At 52.1% G+C, this 18,881-nt stretch carries 12 protein-coding genes; 1 reads left to right on the forward strand and 11 read right to left on the reverse strand.

Annotated elements, in window-relative coordinates:
- Nucleotides 1–37: 37 nt before the first annotated feature.
- The 11 genes from P40081_RS25310 to P40081_RS25355 all read right to left on the reverse strand — a co-directional run bounded on the left by P40081_RS25310 (nucleotide 38) and on the right by P40081_RS25355 (nucleotide 16,000).
- Complete coding sequence (locus P40081_RS25310) at nucleotides 38–1,333, reverse strand: ABC transporter substrate-binding protein (protein ID WP_231575191.1); 1,296 nt, start codon at nucleotides 1,331–1,333, stop codon at nucleotides 38–40.
- Entirely contained in the window at nucleotides 1,330–3,231 is a 1,902-nt protein-coding gene (locus P40081_RS25315; protein ID WP_042138989.1) for a cache domain-containing sensor histidine kinase, read from the reverse strand. The genes P40081_RS25310 and P40081_RS25315 overlap by 4 nt, the downstream gene beginning before the upstream one ends.
- Before the next feature lie 438 nt (nucleotides 3,232–3,669).
- The gene (locus P40081_RS25320) at nucleotides 3,670–5,778 is read right to left on the reverse strand and encodes a cellulase family glycosylhydrolase (protein WP_442950232.1); all 2,109 of its coding nucleotides are present in this window, start codon (nucleotides 5,776–5,778) and stop codon (nucleotides 3,670–3,672) included.
- Between the two features lie 1,053 nt (nucleotides 5,779–6,831).
- Nucleotides 6,832–7,395, reverse strand: coding sequence for a 5' nucleotidase, NT5C type (locus P40081_RS25325; RefSeq protein WP_042138991.1), 564 nt, complete (start codon nucleotides 7,393–7,395; stop codon nucleotides 6,832–6,834).
- A 210-nt stretch (nucleotides 7,396–7,605) separates the two neighbouring features.
- Nucleotides 7,606–7,752 (reverse strand): lmo0937 family membrane protein, encoded by a 147-nt coding sequence (locus P40081_RS38685; RefSeq protein WP_144026097.1) that lies wholly within the window; start codon nucleotides 7,750–7,752, stop codon nucleotides 7,606–7,608.
- Between the two features lie 240 nt (nucleotides 7,753–7,992).
- Nucleotides 7,993–9,576, reverse strand: a complete 1,584-nt coding sequence (locus P40081_RS25330; RefSeq protein WP_042138992.1) for a glycoside hydrolase family 43 protein — start codon at nucleotides 9,574–9,576, stop codon at nucleotides 7,993–7,995.
- 42 nt (nucleotides 9,577–9,618) lie between these two features.
- Nucleotides 9,619–10,971 (reverse strand): ABC transporter substrate-binding protein, encoded by a 1,353-nt coding sequence (locus P40081_RS25335; protein WP_052421990.1) that lies wholly within the window; start codon nucleotides 10,969–10,971, stop codon nucleotides 9,619–9,621.
- A gap of 95 nt (nucleotides 10,972–11,066) precedes the next feature.
- On the reverse strand, nucleotides 11,067–11,906 hold the full coding sequence (locus P40081_RS25340; protein WP_042138993.1) for a carbohydrate ABC transporter permease: 840 nt from the start codon (nucleotides 11,904–11,906) through the stop codon (nucleotides 11,067–11,069).
- Nucleotides 11,899–12,846: a carbohydrate ABC transporter permease gene (locus tag P40081_RS25345; protein WP_042138994.1), complete on the reverse strand. Its 948-nt coding sequence runs from the start codon at nucleotides 12,844–12,846 to the stop codon at nucleotides 11,899–11,901. The genes P40081_RS25340 and P40081_RS25345 overlap by 8 nt, the downstream gene beginning before the upstream one ends.
- A 99-nt stretch (nucleotides 12,847–12,945) precedes the next feature.
- On the reverse strand, nucleotides 12,946–14,211 hold the full coding sequence (locus tag P40081_RS25350; RefSeq protein WP_042138995.1) for a response regulator: 1,266 nt from the start codon (nucleotides 14,209–14,211) through the stop codon (nucleotides 12,946–12,948).
- Nucleotides 14,204–16,000, reverse strand: a complete 1,797-nt coding sequence (locus tag P40081_RS25355; RefSeq protein WP_042138996.1) for a sensor histidine kinase — start codon at nucleotides 15,998–16,000, stop codon at nucleotides 14,204–14,206. The genes P40081_RS25350 and P40081_RS25355 overlap by 8 nt, the downstream gene beginning before the upstream one ends.
- Nucleotides 16,001–16,320: 320 nt before the next feature.
- Here P40081_RS25355 and P40081_RS25360 point away from each other — a divergent pair, with 320 nt between their 5' ends.
- Nucleotides 16,321–18,696 (forward strand): helix-turn-helix domain-containing protein, encoded by a 2,376-nt coding sequence (locus P40081_RS25360; RefSeq protein WP_042138997.1) that lies wholly within the window; start codon nucleotides 16,321–16,323, stop codon nucleotides 18,694–18,696.
- Nucleotides 18,697–18,881: the final 185 nt, after the last annotated feature.

Genomic DNA, 18,881 nt, shown 5'->3' on the forward strand with positions numbered 1-18,881 from the left:
ATAAAATGTGCTGTATTGCTTTTTTATAGTCTTCTCTTTACTTTGTGTCCGTTAAAGCGCGTGCTTCCTCCCACTTCTCATTCAGTCCGTCAAAGGCCTTCTGTAAATCCGGCGCGGCAATCAGCTCCTGGATATAGTCTCCGGAGGCAAAGGACAGCTTCGAGCGGTTGGCCATATCAATAAAGGTGTCCGTCTGTACGGTCGCCTCTACCAGCTCAGGCTGATAGGAGAGAAATTCACGGTATTGTTCCATGGAAGGCTCTGCGTTACCGTCCAGCGGAAGAAATCCTTCTGCGGTATAAGAGGTTTCATGGACCAGGAAGTCCACCCAGGCCATCGACAGCTCCTTGTTTCTGCTGAATTTGCTGACGCCGATGAACCAGTCGGGATTCAGAGGTGCATAATGCTTCAGCCCGTTATCATAGGGAAACGGGAAAAAACCGATATCCTCCGGAGCCGCTCCGGCATCGAGGATCTGGCGGATCGTCCAGTTGCCGCTCAGGAACATCCCGGCCTCCCCTTTAGCCAGCTTGGTTTTGGAAATCTCCCAATTATTCGAGAACAGCTCATCCTCTGCATAACCGCGGGCGATGATGGTACGGGTAATTCCGAGTAATCGGCCCCATTCATTATCAAGCTGCCAGGGAGCATTCTCATGAACCATATCGTTCAGGTAATCGGGATTCCCGGTCATGTAATTAACCATATTATTGCCCCATTCCCGCAGAGGCCAGACTGCACCGTAATTCATATAGATCGGCGTAATGTCCGCTTGCTTCAGCTTGGCGCAGATGGCGTAGAATTCATCCAGCGTCTGCGGAATTTCCGTGATGCCCGCCTGCTTGAACGCCTTTTTGTTGTAGACAATCCCGCTTGTCGTTGTCCCGGTAGACAAGCCGTATCTTCTGCCGTCATAGGCAGCAAAGGTAGTGAACCTCTCCCCCGCAGACATCTCCGCACTAAGCGGCTCAAAAAAATAATCCAGCTCCTTCGCCGGCAGATTGACCGGCAGCAGCAGCACATCACCGGCATCCTTGGTGGAGAGACGCACCATAATATCGGTCGCATAGTTGGATAAGCCTTCGAATTCTACGCTTGCTTCCGGATACTTCTTCATAAACTGGTCGGCATACCCCTGCATTGTACCGTTCTCAATAAGATCAATCCGGTTCGTCAGCATGAGAATGGTACCGGACAGGCTCTGCTGTTCATGGTCTGCTGCAGGCGTTGCCGGAACGGCCGGCTGGCTGCCGGAGCTGTCACAGCCCGCAGACAGCAGAAGCAGCACTAATAACATTGCACGCAGAGGCCGGTGTGCGTTCGTCTTTTTCAATCCGGTTGACTCCCTTCTGTCTCTGATTCACTGGCCGAGCGGTACGGGGGAAGCGGCAGCGAGAGGATAACATCCGTCCCCTCGCCTAGCTTACTGAACACCTCAATGCCATAAGCCGCCCCGTAGTTCAGCTGTAACCGCTGATGCACATTTTTCATGCCGATCCCGCCATTGATGCTTTTCTTCGGAGGCGATTCCCGTTTCAGATCATCGTTCAGCTTGTCCAGGGTCGCCTGCTCCATCCCGCAGCCGTTGTCGCGGATATGGAAGAGCAGCTTCTGGCTGGTGATCTCGCAGCTGATGCTGAGATGCATATGCTCTTTACTGTCATCAAGCCCATGGTACGCGGCATTCTCAATAATCGGCTGGAACACCAGCTTGATGATCGAATAATGATCCAGCTCCTCAGGTACATCTATCTGCAGCACGAACCGTCCCGGATAACGGCAGCCCAGAAGCTCAACATAGTTGCGGACATATAACAGCTCCTGCTTCATCGTTGTCCGGCCTGACAATTCACTGGTGCTATACCGCAGCAGCTTGCCCAGAATTGAGATCATATCGGCGGCTTCTACATCATCGTTAATCTCCGCCGTCATCCGGATGGACTCCAGTGTGTTATAGATGAAATGCGGGTTAATCTGGCTCTGCAGCGCATGCAGCTCCGCTTCCTTCTTCTGCTCCTCGATCCGGTATATATCCTGAATCAGCTGCCGGATGCGGGCCAGCATCCGGTTGAACTGATGGCCGAGCAGGCCAATCTCATCCCGGCGTTTCACGCGGAAGTTAACATCCAGATCACCGCCCTGCACCCTTTTCATCAGCTGAATCATTTGTGTCAGCGGTTTGGTCAGCGCGAAGGACAGCACAATGGAAATGAACAAGGCCAGCACAATAATAATGAGTGTCGCCGCCAGGGTTGCGTTGCGGGTCAGCTTCACATCACGGGTTAATTCATCGACCGGAATGGAGATAATCACCTTCCAGCTCGTCTTGGAGGAGCTGGAATAAATATTCAGCCGCTCCTTGTCAGAGACTGTATCATAGAAGCTTCCGGCCGTGCCCTGAGCGCTGCGGAATAGCGGAGTCTGCGAGATATCCTTCGTCAGCAGCTTCTGGTCACTGTCATAAATGACCTTGCCCTTCTCGTCCACGATCAGCGATGTACCGCGGGTTACCCGGTCAAGCTCCGCTACCTGGGTCTCCATATTGCTGATATTAGCCTCCACCGCAATCAGTCCGACCGGATTCCAGAGACTGTCGACAATTTTGCGGACAACGGTATAAGCATAACGGGTGCTCTGCAGATTGGTAGTGTAGGCCTGTGTGCCGAATAGCAGCGCTTCACCGCTGGAATCCTTGGCCTGCTCGGTCCAGAAGGCATAGCTCTGATCCAGATCAAGCCGCACGCCGCCATCCTTGGCAGAGTAATAACCGTTACCGTAGGCGTCAAAAATATAGACGGAGTTCGTCCCCCGCTTGATATTGTTAATGAAGGAGATGTTGCCCTCTATTCCCCTCTGGATAGACAGCAGCAGATCGAAATCACCCGGCGCTACCCCGGCGTTTCCATGGTCCCCCTGGGTCATTTTCTTCTGTTCATAATACCGGTTGGACGCGATCAGATTCTGCTTGATATCGTTTACATAAGCCGGCATTGAGGATATCCTTTTCATATCTTCTATGTAGTCATCGATCCCGTCCATCATTTGATCAATCAGCTTCTCTGAATAAGCGACGGTATTCGCTTGAATCGACTCGGAATAGCTCTTAAAGCTGATGATGCTGATAATAGAAAGAGGCAGCGTGATAATAACCAGAAAGACGAGCAGCAGCTTACGCTCCATGCCCATGTCCCTGATAAAAGACCACCTGCTGTGTTTGTGTTGATCCATCATTCGGTCTTCCCCTTCATCAGCTTTACCTAACTTTTTACAATAAACCATAACATTTAACTAACAAAACAATTATACTTGTTAGCTTTGGCATACACAAGGAAAACTGCCTGCTGCTTCTATTAACTAGTAATGCCGCGGAAACATTAATAAATACCCTTTCACTTCTTAGCGGGAAGTGAAAGGGCAGCAAAGTTAAAGCTCACGTGATTAGGATTGCGGTTCTATTCCCTGTAAATAATTATAAAAACAAACTAAATAATTGTCATGAAAGCGATTTATTATTATTTTATCAGCAGATTCTTTAATGAACAGGGGCTGTGTTTACATTTATATAACTGTATTTGTATTCCATTAAAAAAAGCTGTAAAAAATAAAGACTGCAACCCGCTAACGGGTATACAGTCTTTGAGTGGTGAAAGATACATGAATGGCCGTTACTTAATTGTCTGCTGCTGCATCAAAAACCGCAGCCCGCTTCGAGGTTGCTCTGATTCCGTCCGGCCCGTTGATGAGCGCATTTCCTTGTTCGGTGTAGCTGGTTCCTGCCCAGTCATTGGACATATCCAGATACTCCAGACCGGGGCCATTTCCTTTCCACGACCATCCGAGATACCCGACGCCTTTTTGCCGGGAATAGCTCATAATAGCCGCTTCATCGACATCACCATTCGTATGTCTGATTCCGAACTCACCGATAACCAGCGCCAAATTCTTGTTCAGCACATTATCAATATTAGTCTTAACCGTTGCCGCGTTCCCGCCTGCGTATTCATACATATGAATCGAGAACATCGTATTTTTCAGGGGATCCGCATTAAATACCTGTGTTCCATAATCAACTATGGATTGCGGATATTGCCCCCAGCCTGCTCCGTCAACCATAAGGGTATTCTGGATACCGGCATTTCTAAGCTTCGGTATTACAGCTGTATATCCTTTAGCCCAGTTAGCCCCATCCCACGTGCCGTACCACTCATTGGCGATGTTGAGGATAACCGTCTTTTCTTTACCGATAAGCGCACTCTTCATTTCAATCCAATAATTCGCAATATTATTCAGAACAGTCTCGCTGTCCGAGCCGGTTCCATCATGGACTTCAAGGACGGCTACCAGTTTATTCTGTTCACACAAGGTAATCAGACTCTGGATAGCTGCCAGATTGTCTTTCGACCACTGCTGCCCATCGGAGAGAACAATTCTTACCGTATTTGCTCCTGTCCGCGCTATTGCAGGGATGGCAACGGCGTCCTGGCCTTTGTACCAGGTGTAAGCATGGTTAATTCCCCTCATCACAAACGGAGTTCCGTTAGACTCATACAAGGTCGTTCCTTGTATATAAAATCCCTTGTTAGCGGAAGTCGAAGCGGTGGTTACGCTCAAAACTGTGCTTGCCGGAGATACATTCCTTGCTGCGTCCTTCGCCTTGACTGTGAAACTGTATGCTGTATTGGCAGTCAAGCCGGTTACCGTATAGCTTGTGGTTGTACTCGTTCCGGCCAGAGCCGTTCCATTATAAATGTCGTACCCTGCTACTCCCGCGTTGTCTGTAGATGCTGTCCAGGTAAGGCTTACGCTGGTTTCCGTTTTTGAGGAGCTCTTGAGATTTGTTGGTGCAGTTGGCGGAGTGGAGTCCGGGGTAGTTACGATCTGTGTAAATTTCCATCTCTGTTGTGCGTTCCCGTTATCTGTCCATTGCTGTACATTAGCTCCATCTGCAGATGAGCCTCCTTCTACATCCAGGGCTTTACCGCTGCTTTTGGATATTAACTTGTAATATCCGTTGCCTGCAGCAATAATGCTCCACTTCTGACTGGCTGCATTGTTGTCCGTCCACTGGCGGACATTGGCTCCGTCTGTATTTGCAGGGCCTGCGGCATCCAGCGCCTTGCCGCTGGATTCGGCGATCAATTTATAGGCCCCATCCCCCGCATCAATCACCTTCCACCTTTGATGGGGGGTGCCATTATCTGTCCATTGCTGCACATTGGCTCCGTCTGCAGCTGCACCTCCAGCCACATCAAGGGCTTTGCCGCTATGACGGGCGGTAAGCTTATACACCGCTCCGGAAGTAATGCCGTTATCTACGGGGCCGCTATCCGAATAAACCTCGAAATCCCAGAGGGAATACCCGTACTGGGTTGCCCGCTGCGTTCCATACATTCTCACATATCTGGCACTTCTGGCTTCAAATGAAATTTGATCAATCCCGCCGTCTCCTGTTGTTGTCGAGTATACTGTACTCCAGCTGCTGTTATCTGTGGAGACCTGAATTTGATACGCTTTAGCGAAGGCAGCTTCCCAGTTTAGCCTAACTCCATTTACATTGTTTGCGCTTCCAAGATCAACGCTGATCCACTGCGGATCTGCATAAGCAGAGGACCACCGGGTGGAAGAATTTCCGTCAACGGCCATATCCGGTGTTTTTGTTGAATCCTCGCTTGAGCTTGCAGCTGCGGTTGTGTTCCCTGCAAGGTTGGCCGTTGCACTTGCCTCCAAGGGCGGTACCACCCCAATAAGCAATCCGAACACCATAATTAATGACAACATTTTCTTCAAGCAACATCCCTCCCGTAATGGATAATCCCTGCATTAATTCCACTTTCGTTTGAATGGATTTAGACCCAGCCCCGTCCTCCTTTCTCGTAATGGATTCAGTAGCCCTCTAACGACTACAGAATATTGTTTTGTTAGCATAACTGTCAATGGTTTCAATAACATAATTATAACTTTTGGTTCTTTCCGCCTATTTATTTTGTTATCAAGATGAACATTCGCTTAATAGCAAATTATATACACAAACCCAATTTCTTCTTATAAAAAAGCAAAAAAATAATACATCTCCTCCTTATTATTTCGATTAACGGAAAATGAAGGACAACTTCTCCCCTTTTTCGCCGCTTATCCCGATACATGAAATTCAGCCCATTCCTTATGGGCGCTGTCATTGACGGGAAAGCAAATCCTTTCTATACACAAGAGCTGTAGTTTAAGACACTCATTTTGCAACATTTATATAAATATTAGATTTTTGTTAGTATGACTGGATTACATTTTTTCAGCATCCGGGACTTTGTACTCACCTTAGGAGTGTGGAATACGGAATTGCGTGCGGCGTATACCATGCGCTCAAAATAATCCTATTAGAGAAAAATCACCCTAACGGGTGAGTAACGTTTGCGGTCAGCACTTCCCGCAGGCTTCCTGCGGGTGCTTGGCCAAGACACCTCCAGTGACCCCGGCGCTGACTCCGGCTCTAGCTCTAGCTTGGCTCTAGCTCCGGCTCCGGCGCTGGCGCTGGCTCCGCAAATATTAGTTGGAAAAACGTATCTTAATTCAGAGGTTTTGGATGTTTTAAGGTAATTAGTTGTATAAACGTCATTTAATTTCATGCTTTCACCCTACTGGGAGTGATTCCCGGCCTATTAAGTGCTGTTTATCCAACTGTTGCCCGGCAAGGGCGCCTCCGTTCATAAGCAAGTTCCTCTCCACATTTCCGGAAACTCTACAATCTCCTTAACAATAAAAAGAGGCTATCCCAGGCAGCCATTTCATGGCTTTCTGGGACAGCCCTTTATAGGAGATGCAGTCTCCGGACTTCGGCTACTGCCGTGCCTGCAGAATTTCATCCACCCGCTCCTTCGCCCCCTGCCAGGAGGTCATCAGCGGGAAGGCATATTCCTCCCGGGCCCGCAGGTTCCAGGGATGCGGGATACAGAGCACCTTCTTCCCTGCCTGTACAGCGGGCAGCAAATTATGCGGACCGTCATCAATCAGCAGATCGAAGCCGATCAGATGCTTGCGCTTGCAGGTGAAGAAGTTCTCGGCCGGGATATACGGCATGTGCTTTTGCAGCCAGTTCCATTTCTCAAGCACCGTTTTGGGCACAGCGGCTGTAACAATAATGACATCATACGCGTTGTGAAGCTTCTCCATCTCTTCGGTCACATATTCATCGAACAGCTCCAGCTCCTCGTACAGACCGGGTCTGCCGAAGAAAAGGTCCATCGTGCTGTCCGGATGGCGAAGGTGGTCTGTGTTCCAGTCCATCATATCCTCGTAGCGGAGCGGATGCGTAGGAAACTCAATGTTGTTGTGGTATATCGCACGTTTGACGAGATGGCAGATGGTATCATCCATATCGACGGCGATGATCGGCTTATTCATTGATTCTCCTCCAGGGTTGCATAGTGATTACATTATAGGCATCCGGAGGGGACGTGTCCAGACTTGCCGGAAGCAGGACTATTCCTTAAGGTCTCCTCTGCGGGAGAATTCAAGGATTACGCACGAAAGCACGCGTCCCTATGAGGGTACCGCGTGCTGGTGTGTGAACTGTTTAATTAAGTATTTGAACCAGCTCTTGTTTATGTCCTGTTAACTCCGGGATCGTCCCCGGAACAGGTTAATCACAAACAGTACCGCAGCGACAAATAGCAGAAGGTGAATCAGATTGCCCATAACATCAAAGATAAAGCCGAACAGCCATACTACGACAACGAGTCCGATTAATCCCCACAGCATAAGCTTACCGCCTTTCTCCTCGAGGGGTGTTTCTCTCTTTTTACCCTTCTGGAAGGAGGTTCAAACGGCCGCTAAGCAGACCGGAGGCCGTGATCCTGTGCCCAACCGGCAGATGCCGCTCCGCATGGTGCAATTCCCATGACCCCGTAGCTTGCTTGAATAGCGGGCATGCTGTTATACTGTTTTAAATAATACAACTGTATTAAAAAGGAGATTTCTGAGTGTACTCGAAGAGAAGTCTTAACGCACCTCGAACCGCCCGAACTCAGCGTAGCCGTTCTCCGCCGCAGCGTTAACCGGACCGCAAGCTAGCGCGAACAGGCCGAACTTGGCACCTACCCAGGCTCCTTCGCCTTCCTTCAACCGGAAAGGAGCTCCCATCTCTGTGTAAGCTTCTCCGTCAAGACTGTACGCCAGGCGGCATTCCGCTTCTTCCGAGACCATAAGCTGAAGATATACAGCGTCCGAGTCCAGCTTCACAAAATCATCCGTAAACGCACACTCCTGCTCTGCTTCTTCCTCCGGGCTTGCCGGCAGGCTCTCGAACCGGCCCAGGCATAGGCCGCCGTCCTCACCGGAGAACAGGCTTAAATGTACCGCTTTATGCCCAAGCACTACCAGGCCTGCGCGTTCAGATAATGCTCCGAAATGCGGTTTGATCTGTACCTGCGCCGTGAATGCAGGCGCAGCGAACTTCTGCATCAGGAGCTGCGGCGCATCGTATAACCGCTGCGCTCCGAGCGGCGCGCAGCGGAGCCGGAGCCCCGGACCCGGGTGGCCGGAGGCAAGCCAGCCGTCCTGCGGATTGGCCTGCCACTGCCACTGCAGCCCCGGACGCCCGTCCGCGAAATCATCGGAGGTCCGGGGAGCCGCCGGCAGCGCTGTCCCGGTGCCGGAAGACCCCGGCTTGCACCATTCGGATACCGGCACTCCGGTCAAACTTCCCGCAGACTGCTTCCCCATTACCGGCCAGCCGTCAATCCATTCTACAGGCTGCAGATGGACAATCCGTCCGTAAGCCCCCTTGTCCTGGAAATGCAGGAACCAGCTTTCTCCTTCCGGCGTCTCTACCCAGCCGCCCTGATGAGGACCATTCACCAGGGTACCCCCTTGTTCCAACACAATCTGATCCTCGTAAGGGCCATAGATCGACCTGGACCGGAAGGCAGTCTGCCAGCCGGTGGACACACCGCCTGCAGGGGCAAGAATGTAATACCATCCGTCCCTCTTGTACATTTTGGGACCTTCCAATGTCGGATGATCGACCGTTCCGTCAATAATCAGCCGGCCTTCATCCAGCAGCTCCCTGCCGTCCGGGCTCATCCCGCACACATGCAGAATATGCTTGATGCCGCTGCGGCTCTTCGCGAAGGCATGGACCAGGTAAGCCTGTCCGTCCTCGTCCCAGAAGGGGCAAGGGTCAATCCAGCCTTTGGCTGCTTTGACCAGATGGGGTACAGTCCACTTCCCGAGCGGGTCCCCGGCCTGCGTCATGAAGATTCCTTCATCCGGCGTACCGAAGAAGATCCAGAACTTCCCGTCATGATGGCGCAGGCTGGGTGCCCATACGCCTTTACCGTGCTGAACCTGGTCATATCCCGGCAGATCCAGCCTGTCCAGCGCGTGATTGACGATCGTCCAGTTCACCAGGTCACGGGAATGCAGAATCGGCAGTCCCGGCATGTGGTTGAAGCTCGACGCTGTCATATAATAATCATCCCCGGCCCGGATCACATCCGGGTCGGAATAATCTGCATACAACACCGGATTGCGGTACCGGCCGTTGCCAAGGTCGGATACCCAGGGCGTATTAATTGTCTCCATTGAATAACTCCTTCAGCGCCGGACGCCTACCGCCCGGGCAGTTTATTGTGCCGCCTTCTCCTGTTCCAGCAGCGATGCCCATTGATCCAGCATTTCCTGTGCGGTCAGCTGCTTGGCCATTACCTTCTGGATCAGCGGTTCCACCGATTTCTGCACATTGGAATATCCCGCGAGATAGTATGGCACATCGGAGAACTTCGTCTCCTGGCTGTTCAGCAGATCGGAGGCCGATTTCATGTAAGGCACGCTCTGCACCCATTCATCGCCGGCAGCTTCTGTATTGGCAGGAATTTCGCCATAGAGCTTGCCGTATTTGCTGTTGATATCATGCGACAGGTAGAAGGTCATGAATTTCCAGACCGCATCCTTGTTCTTCGCCGATTTGCTCATCGTCAGCCCCAGCGGCATAAGGCCAGGGTGTTCGCGGTAGCCATTCACGCTCTTTGGAAAAGGTACAGCTTCGAACTTCGTATAGTCACCGCCGAAGGCTTTCTCATGGGAGCTGGCCGAGCCTAAGTTATGCACAACGATTCCGGCTTTGCCGGACTGGAAGGTTGCAGCCAGTTCACTCCAGCCTTTATTGAGGTCATCCTCAGGTGTATAGACATTGTAAGAGCCCAGGTATTTCTCTACAAATTCAACATTAAGCGGGTCATTAATTGTTGCTTTGCCGTCTGCCGTGAAATAATCGGTAATGCCGGAGTAAGCATACATCAGCATTTCGAGCGTATTGGCACTGCCTGCGCCGCCGCGGATACTGAGCCCGTAACGGTCTTTCGATTTATCCGTCAGCTTGGCGGCAGCATCGAAGAATTGGTCCCAGGTATCGGGCAAGGTCAGTCCGGCTTCCTTGAACCAGTCCGGACGAACCCACAGATTCCAGGTTTGTGAGCTGTATGGCAGCGCATACAATTTACCTTCTGCCGTATCCAGCTTGCGGTTACTTGCAATCAGTTCCGGGTTGAGCAGGTCCTTGTCCGCCCACTGCTCATAATAGGTGTCCAGCGGCTCCAGCACCCCCCGGGCCAGCAGATCGGATTTGAAGTCATTCATCACATCCGGCGCCTGATCGGCAGAGATGGCCACGTTAACCTTTTGCTCATAAGCCGCGAGGTCTCCCGGTACGCCCAGATAATCCACGTCGATATCCGGATTCTCCTGCTCGAACTGCTTCACGATCTCTTCGAAGAAGGCATTGCGTTCTGTGGTTACAGCTGCAGCCCAGAAGCTGATTTTGGCTTTCTCTCCGCTTGCTGCTTTACCTGCCCCGTTATCCGCCGCTGCCGCGCTGTCCCCCCCGTTATTCCCGCCATTATTTCCGCCGCAGCCGGCCAGCAGCAGCAGCAATGCTGCCGATACTAGCGCCGTGCGTTTCGCTTTGTGTTTCCCCATCATTCTGTGATCCTCCCTAATTGAATTTCTTGTATATACCTCAAAGGACGAACCCGGCGTATTCTGCCTGGCCGTGTCCGTCCTTGCGATACCGGACACTAGCCTTTGACTGCGCCGCCCAGTCCTTCGACCAGATAACGCTGGATGAACATGAAGAGCAGCACGGGCGGAATCAGCCCGATAATACTGCCGGCCGCCAGCGACGCGTACTGGACGCTGAATTCGCCAACCATGAATTTGAGGCCGATCGGGATGGTGAAGCGGTCCGGCGTCGTAATGAACGAGAAGGCAACCAGGAATTCATTCCATACCCCGATGAAGGCGAATGCGCTTGTTGCTACTATTCCCGGCAGCACGATCGGCATAATTATCGCGAAGATAATCCGGAATCGTCCGGCTCCGTCGACCATCGCCGCTTCATCGATTTCCTTCGGTGTCGAGGAGATGAAGCCGCGCATCAGAATCGTGTTGAATGGAACCTGAAGCACGATATAGAACAAGATGAGCGCGTACGGCGTGTTGATCATCCCGAGATTCTTGAAGATCAGGAAGAGCGGAATGACAAACAGAATGACCGGCATCATCTGGGTCGCCAGCAGAACCAGCATGAAGGCCCCTTTGCCCTTGAACTTGAAGCGGCTCATGGCGTAGCCGTTCAATACGGACAACACCGTAATTGCCACTACAGACAATACAGACACGAACACACTGTTCATGAAATATTGCGAGAAATTGTTGTCATTCCACACATGTACGAAGTTCTCGAAGGTCGCCGGACTTGGAATGTACCGGACCGTGCCGCTAAGTACATCCCCCTCCCGCTTCAGCGAGGTGGAGATGGCCCACAGGAACGGAACCAGCACGAACACCAGTGTCAGAGCCAGCGGTATGTAGAACAGCAGCTTCGAACCCAGCTTGCGGTGCCATTTGCTATTCATCCTGCATCCCTCCTGACCGGTTCAGTCTGAGGTACAGGACAACGAAGATCATCAGGAACGCGAAGGTGACCACACCAATGGCGGAACCATAGCCATAGTTTCCTTCGAGGATGGAAGTCTTCATCATATAAATCGGCAGCGTGGTGGTCATATCCATCGGTCCGCCGTTCGTCATCGTAAAGATCATATCAATGGAGTTGAACTCCCAGATGGCACGCAGCAACGTTGCGAACACAATACTTTCCTTCAGGAAAGGCAGTGTGATGAAAAAGAGCTTCTTCACGCTCCCCGCACCGTCCACCTCACAGGATTCATAGACCTCGTGCGGAATGGTCTGCAGCGCCGCCAGCAGCGTGATGGCGAAGAACGGAATGCCGCGCCACAGCTCGGCGACAATCACAGAACCAAAGACGGTATGAATATTGGCCAGCCAGGCGACCGGCTCGGAGATCACGCCCAGCTTCATCAGGATATCGTTAATGATTCCTATATGCTGGTTGAACATCAGCGACCATAGCATGGTGGTCAGTACACCGGACACCGCCCAGGGAACAAGCACCAGGGAACGGACCAGACCGCGCAGCCTGAACGCCTGGTTCAGCAGCAGCGCAACCACGAGTCCGAATACGAGCTGCAGCACTACTTCTATCAGCACCCATTTCACCGTGATCCACAGTGAAGAGTAGAACATATCGTCCTGCGTGAATATATTCTTGAAGTTCTCGAGTCCGATGTAACCCGCTTTCTGCAGCCGGGTGAAATCATAGCTCTGCACACTGAGGTCGAACACCCTGAAGATCGGGAAGACCAGAAGTCCAGCGATCAGCAGGACTGTCGGTGCGATCAGCAGGTAGGGAAACCAGCGGTCGCCCATTTTTTTGCGGGAAGATTTAGATTTGACGGACATTGTCTTGCCGCCGGTTGATTGGGATAATTCCATAACAGCACCTCCACGCTTATCTTAAACCAGCGCGTGAACATGCTGAATACACTATCTTTCGAAGATTGTTTGTTTTCATTAACTCATTTGTTTGCTCTATTAATGCTGCTGGTCCCTGCGGTACTCCGAAGGCGATTTGCCGTAATGCTTCTTGAACAGCACGCTGAAGTACTGGGGATTGCGGTAGCCCACCTGCTCCGACACTTCATAGGATTTCGCATCTGTGGTAGACAGCAGCTCCGCTGCCTTGTCTATACGCAATTGAATGAGGTACTCGCTTAAGTTCATGCCTTTATATTTCTTGAAGAGCGTGCTGGCGTACGCGGATGAAATATGGACATGGTCCGCGATGGCGGTCAGGTTCAGCTCCTCCTCATGAAAATGCATCCGCATATACTGCTCCATCTCCTTCAGCAGCGTATGATGCGAATTCTGCGAATGGCGGATCTCACCGCTGACGAATACACCGGCTCCGCCGATGATCGGCTTCAGCTGGGCAGCGTTCAGAGCCTCGCTGTAGGAGATTGCGATGCGCTCAATCCCTTCCCGGCAGCTACCCAGACCAATACTGACCTGAAGCTTCAGACAGTTCTCCAGCGTCCGGCGGATCTCCTCCAGATGTTCAGTCAGGTGTTCCGCAGTGCCTTCACGGCCTGCCGGAGCAGGCAGGTTAAAGAGAAGGTTGACCCGGTTGTTATAGACTGCCGAATACCGGTAAGGAAATGGCTCAGACACAAGCTCCGAGCAGATATTGTGGATGGAGAAGAGCAGCAGCTCCGCATTATCCCCTTCTCCGGAGCGGGCGAAGCGGCGGTTGTCCTCCGGCTGAATCACCGCTACCCGGAAGCAGGCCTCCGGCGCAGCTATGCCGAGATTGTCCAGTTCCTGCCGCGCCCACTCCGGGTTGGCGCAGCCCTCGAACAGCTCTGCGAAGAACTTGTTCTGGATCAGCGCCTGGCTCTTCCGGGCTGTCTCGGCCCCCCTCTTCTCGGCCAGCAGCGTGCTGGCGGCAGAAGCAACCGCATTTAGAATCACTTCATTATCCTCATATTTCAGAATGTAATCGGCCGCCTGCAGCCGCAGCGCCTGCTTGGCATACGAGAAGTCATCGTAGCCGGTCAGGAAGACGACCTTGGTTCCCGGATAGTCTGCGTTAATTCGTTCAGCCAGCTGCAGCCCGTCCAGAAAAGGCATCTGGATATCGGTCAGCACCAGATCCGGCCGCAGCTCCTCCATCCGCTTCAGCGCTTCTTCCCCGTCAGCGGCTGTGCCGGCTACCTCAATGCCGGCCTGCTCCCAGCGGATATTGCGCCGCAGGCCTTCCCGGATCCACATATCATCATCCACAATAAGCAGTTTAATCATGGGAATCTCCTTTCTTCTGCACCCGGGGCAGCTGTACCGTGACCCGGGTAAACTTCATCTCTTCGCTGTCCAGGACAAGGCCGTAGACCGGCCCGTATTGCAGCACCAGCCGGCGGTGGGCGTTCCACAATCCGAAGCTCAGCGCATTGTCGCCTGTGCTGTCCGCCTGCAGTGAACTGCGCAGCTGCGCAAGCCGCTCAGGGCTGATGCCTTGTCCGTTATCATATATCTCCAGCACTGCGGCAGCTTCATCTGCATAACCCGTTATCGTCACCATTCCTTTGCCGCGCTTGTTCTTGATGCCGTGATAGACGGCATTCTCCACGATAGGCTGCAGCGTCAGCTTCGGGATGCGCAGCGGCAGCAGCTCTTCATCCACTTGGATGGTATAATCGAAATCCTGGTTATACCGGATGTTCAGAATCAGCAGGTAGCTGCGCACATGCTCAATCTCTTCCGCGACAGTAATCAGCTCGGCGCCTTTGCTGATGCCGATGCGGAAATACCGGGTCAGCGCTCCCACCATCACAGAGGCCCGCTCCCGCTCCTCCAGATCAATCAGATGCTTGATTGAACCGAGCGTATTGTACAGGAAATGCGGCTGAATCTGCGCCTGCAGCGCCCGCATTTCGGCCTTACGCTTCTGCTCCTGCTCCTCGCGCACCTCATTCAGCAGCTGCTCCACCGAATCGGAGAGCCGGGTCAGTCCGGTGGCCAGGACGCCGATTTCATTGCGCTGGTCAATCTGGAAGCTGACACTGAAATCCCCGCGCTCGAACCGCTTCACCTGCTTGGACAGGTAACGGATCGGATTGCTCAGATTGCGCGCTGCCAGCGTCGCGGCTGCCAGGGCCAGCACGAGGATAACCAGCGTGACCGCCAGAACGATCCATTGGATGCGCGACGCGCCTGCGAGGATATCCTTCTCCGGCACAATAGCGGCCAGCACCCAGCCGTTCAGCGGCAGTGTCTGATAGGCAATATCCAGCTTCTGGCCTGCTGTACTGTCCACAGCAAGGCTGCCGTTACCGCCTGCCAGCTGCCGCAATTCTGCAATAGTATCCGGCTTCACCCCATAATCCTTCTTCAGGGATTTGGAGAACAGCTCCCCGTCCGGGCTGATCAGTGCCAGCGCGCCGTTCGGGCTGATCTGTACATTCTGCATAATCTCCAGGAAGTAGCTTTCACGCAGATTGATCAGCACAATTCCGCTGGAGGAGGAAGTCGGCGTGCCGATCATTTTGAAGCTGCTGAGCACCCGCCTGTCCTCCACCGTATCGAAGATGGCATCCTTGTGGCTGTTCAGCCAGTAGTAGCCTTTATCTGAATGGTTGTACCGTTCCTGCCACGCCGGAAGATCGATCGAGACGCTCCGGGGCACGTATTCCTGCTGGAGGTTGAAAGAACGGCCGTTGTTGAAGGCAACATAGATGGAATCGACCATGGCATTATAGGAGTGGTATACGCTTTCAAGACGGTTATGAAGTTCAATAATGTCATTGAATTTCTGGGGAGTGTCACCCTGATCGTTCACGGACAACAGATTGCGCAGCGAGGTGGTATCCTCCAGATTAACCAGCTGTTCGAAGATCGTCAGAAATTTATCGTCCAGGAACAAGGCGGTCTGATAGGTTGTATCGGCCAGCGAATACAGCGAGTTCTTGCGGAGCTGGTCACTGGCGGACCAGTAGGAGAACGAGCCTGTTGCAATAACCAACAGAATCATGACCGGCAGGAAGGTAATCAGCAATTTGGTCTGTATGGGCTTATCGAGAAAATAACGTTTCATGGACTCTTCCTCTCCCCTGTCTCGCAGCACAGCGGATGTTTTTGCCTGCTGACGCAGATGTAAGGGCTTTAATAAAGACTGAGTCTAGCACAGAACCGGGCAATTGGAAACATAACTTATCACCTGATTACACGGGGAAGCAGGAACGCGCAAGCTCTTGCGCCAGCAGGAAGCGAAGCGTCCGCGGCACTATTCGGAGTGTTTAAAAGCCGAACAAACAGGAGCTTACCGTTATTTCCCTGTAATGGCAATTGTGCTAACCCTGGGATGCATGTACAATATACGAAGCTATCGATTGCAGCCCGGACAGGAGAATGCGGATGAAGAAAAGAAGAAGCAAATGGCTGGGCAGCCAAAGTGTATTGCTGACCTGGACCTTATCTTATATGGCCGTTCTGCTGCTTCCGGTCATTCTGAGTTCTATCGTTTACTTTCAGTCCAGCAAGATGCTCGCTGACGAGATTCATCTGGCGAACAACTCCTTGCTTAAGCAGCTGCGGGAGAATATGGATAAACAGCTGGAAGCGGTCAACCGGCTCAACTTCGAGCTGAATTGGAATACCAAGTTCAGGGAACTGGTCGATCAGCACAAGTACTCCATTTTCCCGGAAGATTATATGTATGATCTGTACGACGCGACCAAGGATATGTCCTTATATCAATCGGCTTATGCCGAAACCGGCCTGTTCTATATCTATCTGGCCTCACGGGATACGATTCTGCTCCCCGGCGTTTACCGGAATACGAGATTCGCCTATGCCGAGCATAACGCCTCCGGCAACTTAAGCTATGAAGCATGGTTAGATATCCTCCGCCAGAACAAATTCAAGGGCTATGTACCGATGAACCGTACAACCGAGAACGGCACTTCCGTGAAAGCGCTCGCATATGTCAGCACCTATGACTACGAGGACGGCAAGCCGTCCGGAGCCAATGTGATCATGATCGACAACGACCAAATATTATCCTCCCTCATGAATATTGAAGCGTTCAGCAAAGGGCATGTGCTCATCACAGACTCCGACAACCAGGTGCTGGTATCCAGCTCCAATACAGATCTTCCGGCACAATTGCCCTTCGGCAAGCTGACCGGTGACAGCGGAATGTTCCTCTGGGAATTCGGCGGGGAGCGGTATGAAGTCTTCTCGATCCAGTCTAATGAATCCAATCTCCGCTATATTTCCATGATTCCTAGTGAAGTCTATTGGCAAAAGGCGGAGCTGGTCCGCAGGCTGACGCTGCTGAGTATCATGGCCAGCCTGCTGGGAGGCGGGTTCTTGACTTATATTTTCCTGAGGAAAAACTATAATCCGATCCAGCGGATTGTACGTGCCTTCAGCAGCAAGACAGCCATCCGGGAGAAAGGCTCCAATGAATTCCTGTTTATCCAGCAGGCTGTGGACAGTACGCTGAGTGAACTGGACCATATGCTGCTGGAGAGGAAGCGGCAGAATTATTCGCTGCGTTCCAATTACATCCTGCGGCTGCTCAAGGGCAGGCTGGACGATGAGCTTCCTTTGGCCGAAGCCTTAAGCGCCTTCGATATTCAGCTCCTCTCCGGGGATTGTGCGATTCTTCTATTCTACCTGGAGGATCTCGATGTCTTCCTGGAGCGTGTCCAGGGCAAAACCGCCGCCCAGAAGCTGCAGCTGCTGCATTTCATTGTGAATAATGTAATTGAAGAGCTGGTCAACGTTAAGCACAGGGGCTATATGGCCGAAACGGATGATGCCATGCCTTGTCTGGTCAGCCTGTCTCCTGTCTCACCGGATGAGCACAATAGCGATCTGCTGCAGGTGGCCCGTTCCGCTCAAGAGTTTCTTGCACAGACGTATAATATCTACCTTACAGTGTCGGTCAGCCGGGTTCATCACGGTATTGATCAGATTCATCAGGCTTATCAGGAGGCATTGGATGCCATGGAATATAAGCTGGTGATGGGCAAACAGGAGATTCTGTCCTATGAAGAGATTGAGCGGAACAACATCCGTCCCGATACGGATTCCGGTTACTTCTATCCCCTTCAGCTGGAGCAGCAGTTAATCAATTATGTCAAAGTGGGCGATTTCCAGTCTGCCGTAACCTCCTTGGACGATATCCTGCAGATGAACCTGTCGAAGCACCCGGTGAAGGTACCTTTAGCCCGCTGCCTTATGCTCGACCTGGTGGGAACTTTGATCAAGAGCATCGGTGAACTCGGACCCGCGCAGGATAATATCCTGCTGCAGAATCCGAAGCGCATTGACAGGCTCTCTTCTGCAGAGACGTTAGCTGAAATGCAGGAGCAGCTGAAGTCCATGCTTAAGGAAGCCTGTGAATATGCCGGGGCCAGACGGCTGCAGAATGTTCAGGAGAACCGTCACCGCGCCTTGAATGATTTAATCAGCGGGGTATCTGCATTTATAGACGAACATTTCACGGATCCGGGCTTGAACGTCTCCCTGCTGGGGCAGCATTTTGATATGAAGCCTACTTATCTGTCGAAGCTGTTCAAGGAGCAATCGGGGGAAGGGCTTCTGGATACGATCAACAAGCGGCGGATTGACTGGTCCAAGCAATTGATTCAGCAGCAGCGGCTGACGATCAACGAAGCGGCCGAGAAGTCAGGCTTCAATGATGTTGGGACCTTTATCCGCACCTTCAAGAAGATCGAAGGAATTACACCCGGCAAATACAAAGAAACCATCGAAGATTAACAATGCCCTGCCCGTCACCCCACCGTGGCGGCCGGGCTTTTTTGTTGCGCAGCAAGGGCTTAAGCCGCTCCCGCAGAGCAATCGCCTATCGTTTTGTGCATTTTGCCGATACCCGCAGCGGCTTTTTCAATTACATTGGATGTACTGCACATATACACCAAACCGGGGCGGACCGTATAGTTAGG

This window comes from Paenibacillus sp. FSL P4-0081 (assembly GCF_000758565.1).
GTDB classification, from domain to species: domain Bacteria; phylum Bacillota; class Bacilli; order Paenibacillales; family Paenibacillaceae; genus Paenibacillus_AQ; species Paenibacillus_AQ phytohabitans.

What these genes read in the sequence shown, in the direction of transcription:
- P40081_RS25325 (WP_042138991.1), bottom strand. Translation starts at nt 7,395, where the DNA reads ATGAATAAGCCGATCATCGCCGTCGATATGGATGATACCATCTGCCAT.
- P40081_RS25335 (WP_052421990.1), bottom strand. Translation starts at nt 10,971, where the DNA reads ATGATGGGGAAACACAAAGCGAAACGCACGGCGCTAGTATCGGCAGCA.
- P40081_RS38685 (WP_144026097.1), bottom strand. Translation starts at nt 7,752, where the DNA reads ATGCTGTGGGGATTAATCGGACTCGTTGTCGTAGTATGGCTGTTCGGC.
- P40081_RS25340 (WP_042138993.1), bottom strand. Translation starts at nt 11,906, where the DNA reads ATGAATAGCAAATGGCACCGCAAGCTGGGTTCGAAGCTGCTGTTCTAC.
- P40081_RS25350 (WP_042138995.1), bottom strand. Translation starts at nt 14,211, where the DNA reads ATGATTAAACTGCTTATTGTGGATGATGATATGTGGATCCGGGAAGGC.
- P40081_RS25355 (WP_042138996.1), bottom strand. Translation starts at nt 16,000, where the DNA reads ATGAAACGTTATTTTCTCGATAAGCCCATACAGACCAAATTGCTGATT.
- P40081_RS25320 (WP_442950232.1), bottom strand. Translation starts at nt 5,778, where the DNA reads ATGTTGTCATTAATTATGGTGTTCGGATTGCTTATTGGGGTGGTACCG.
- P40081_RS25330 (WP_042138992.1), bottom strand. Translation starts at nt 9,576, where the DNA reads ATGGAGACAATTAATACGCCCTGGGTATCCGACCTTGGCAACGGCCGG.
- P40081_RS25360 (WP_042138997.1), top strand. Translation starts at nt 16,321, where the DNA reads ATGAAGAAAAGAAGAAGCAAATGGCTGGGCAGCCAAAGTGTATTGCTG.
- P40081_RS25315 (WP_042138989.1), bottom strand. Translation starts at nt 3,231, where the DNA reads ATGATGGATCAACACAAACACAGCAGGTGGTCTTTTATCAGGGACATG.
- P40081_RS25345 (WP_042138994.1), bottom strand. Translation starts at nt 12,846, where the DNA reads ATGGAATTATCCCAATCAACCGGCGGCAAGACAATGTCCGTCAAATCT.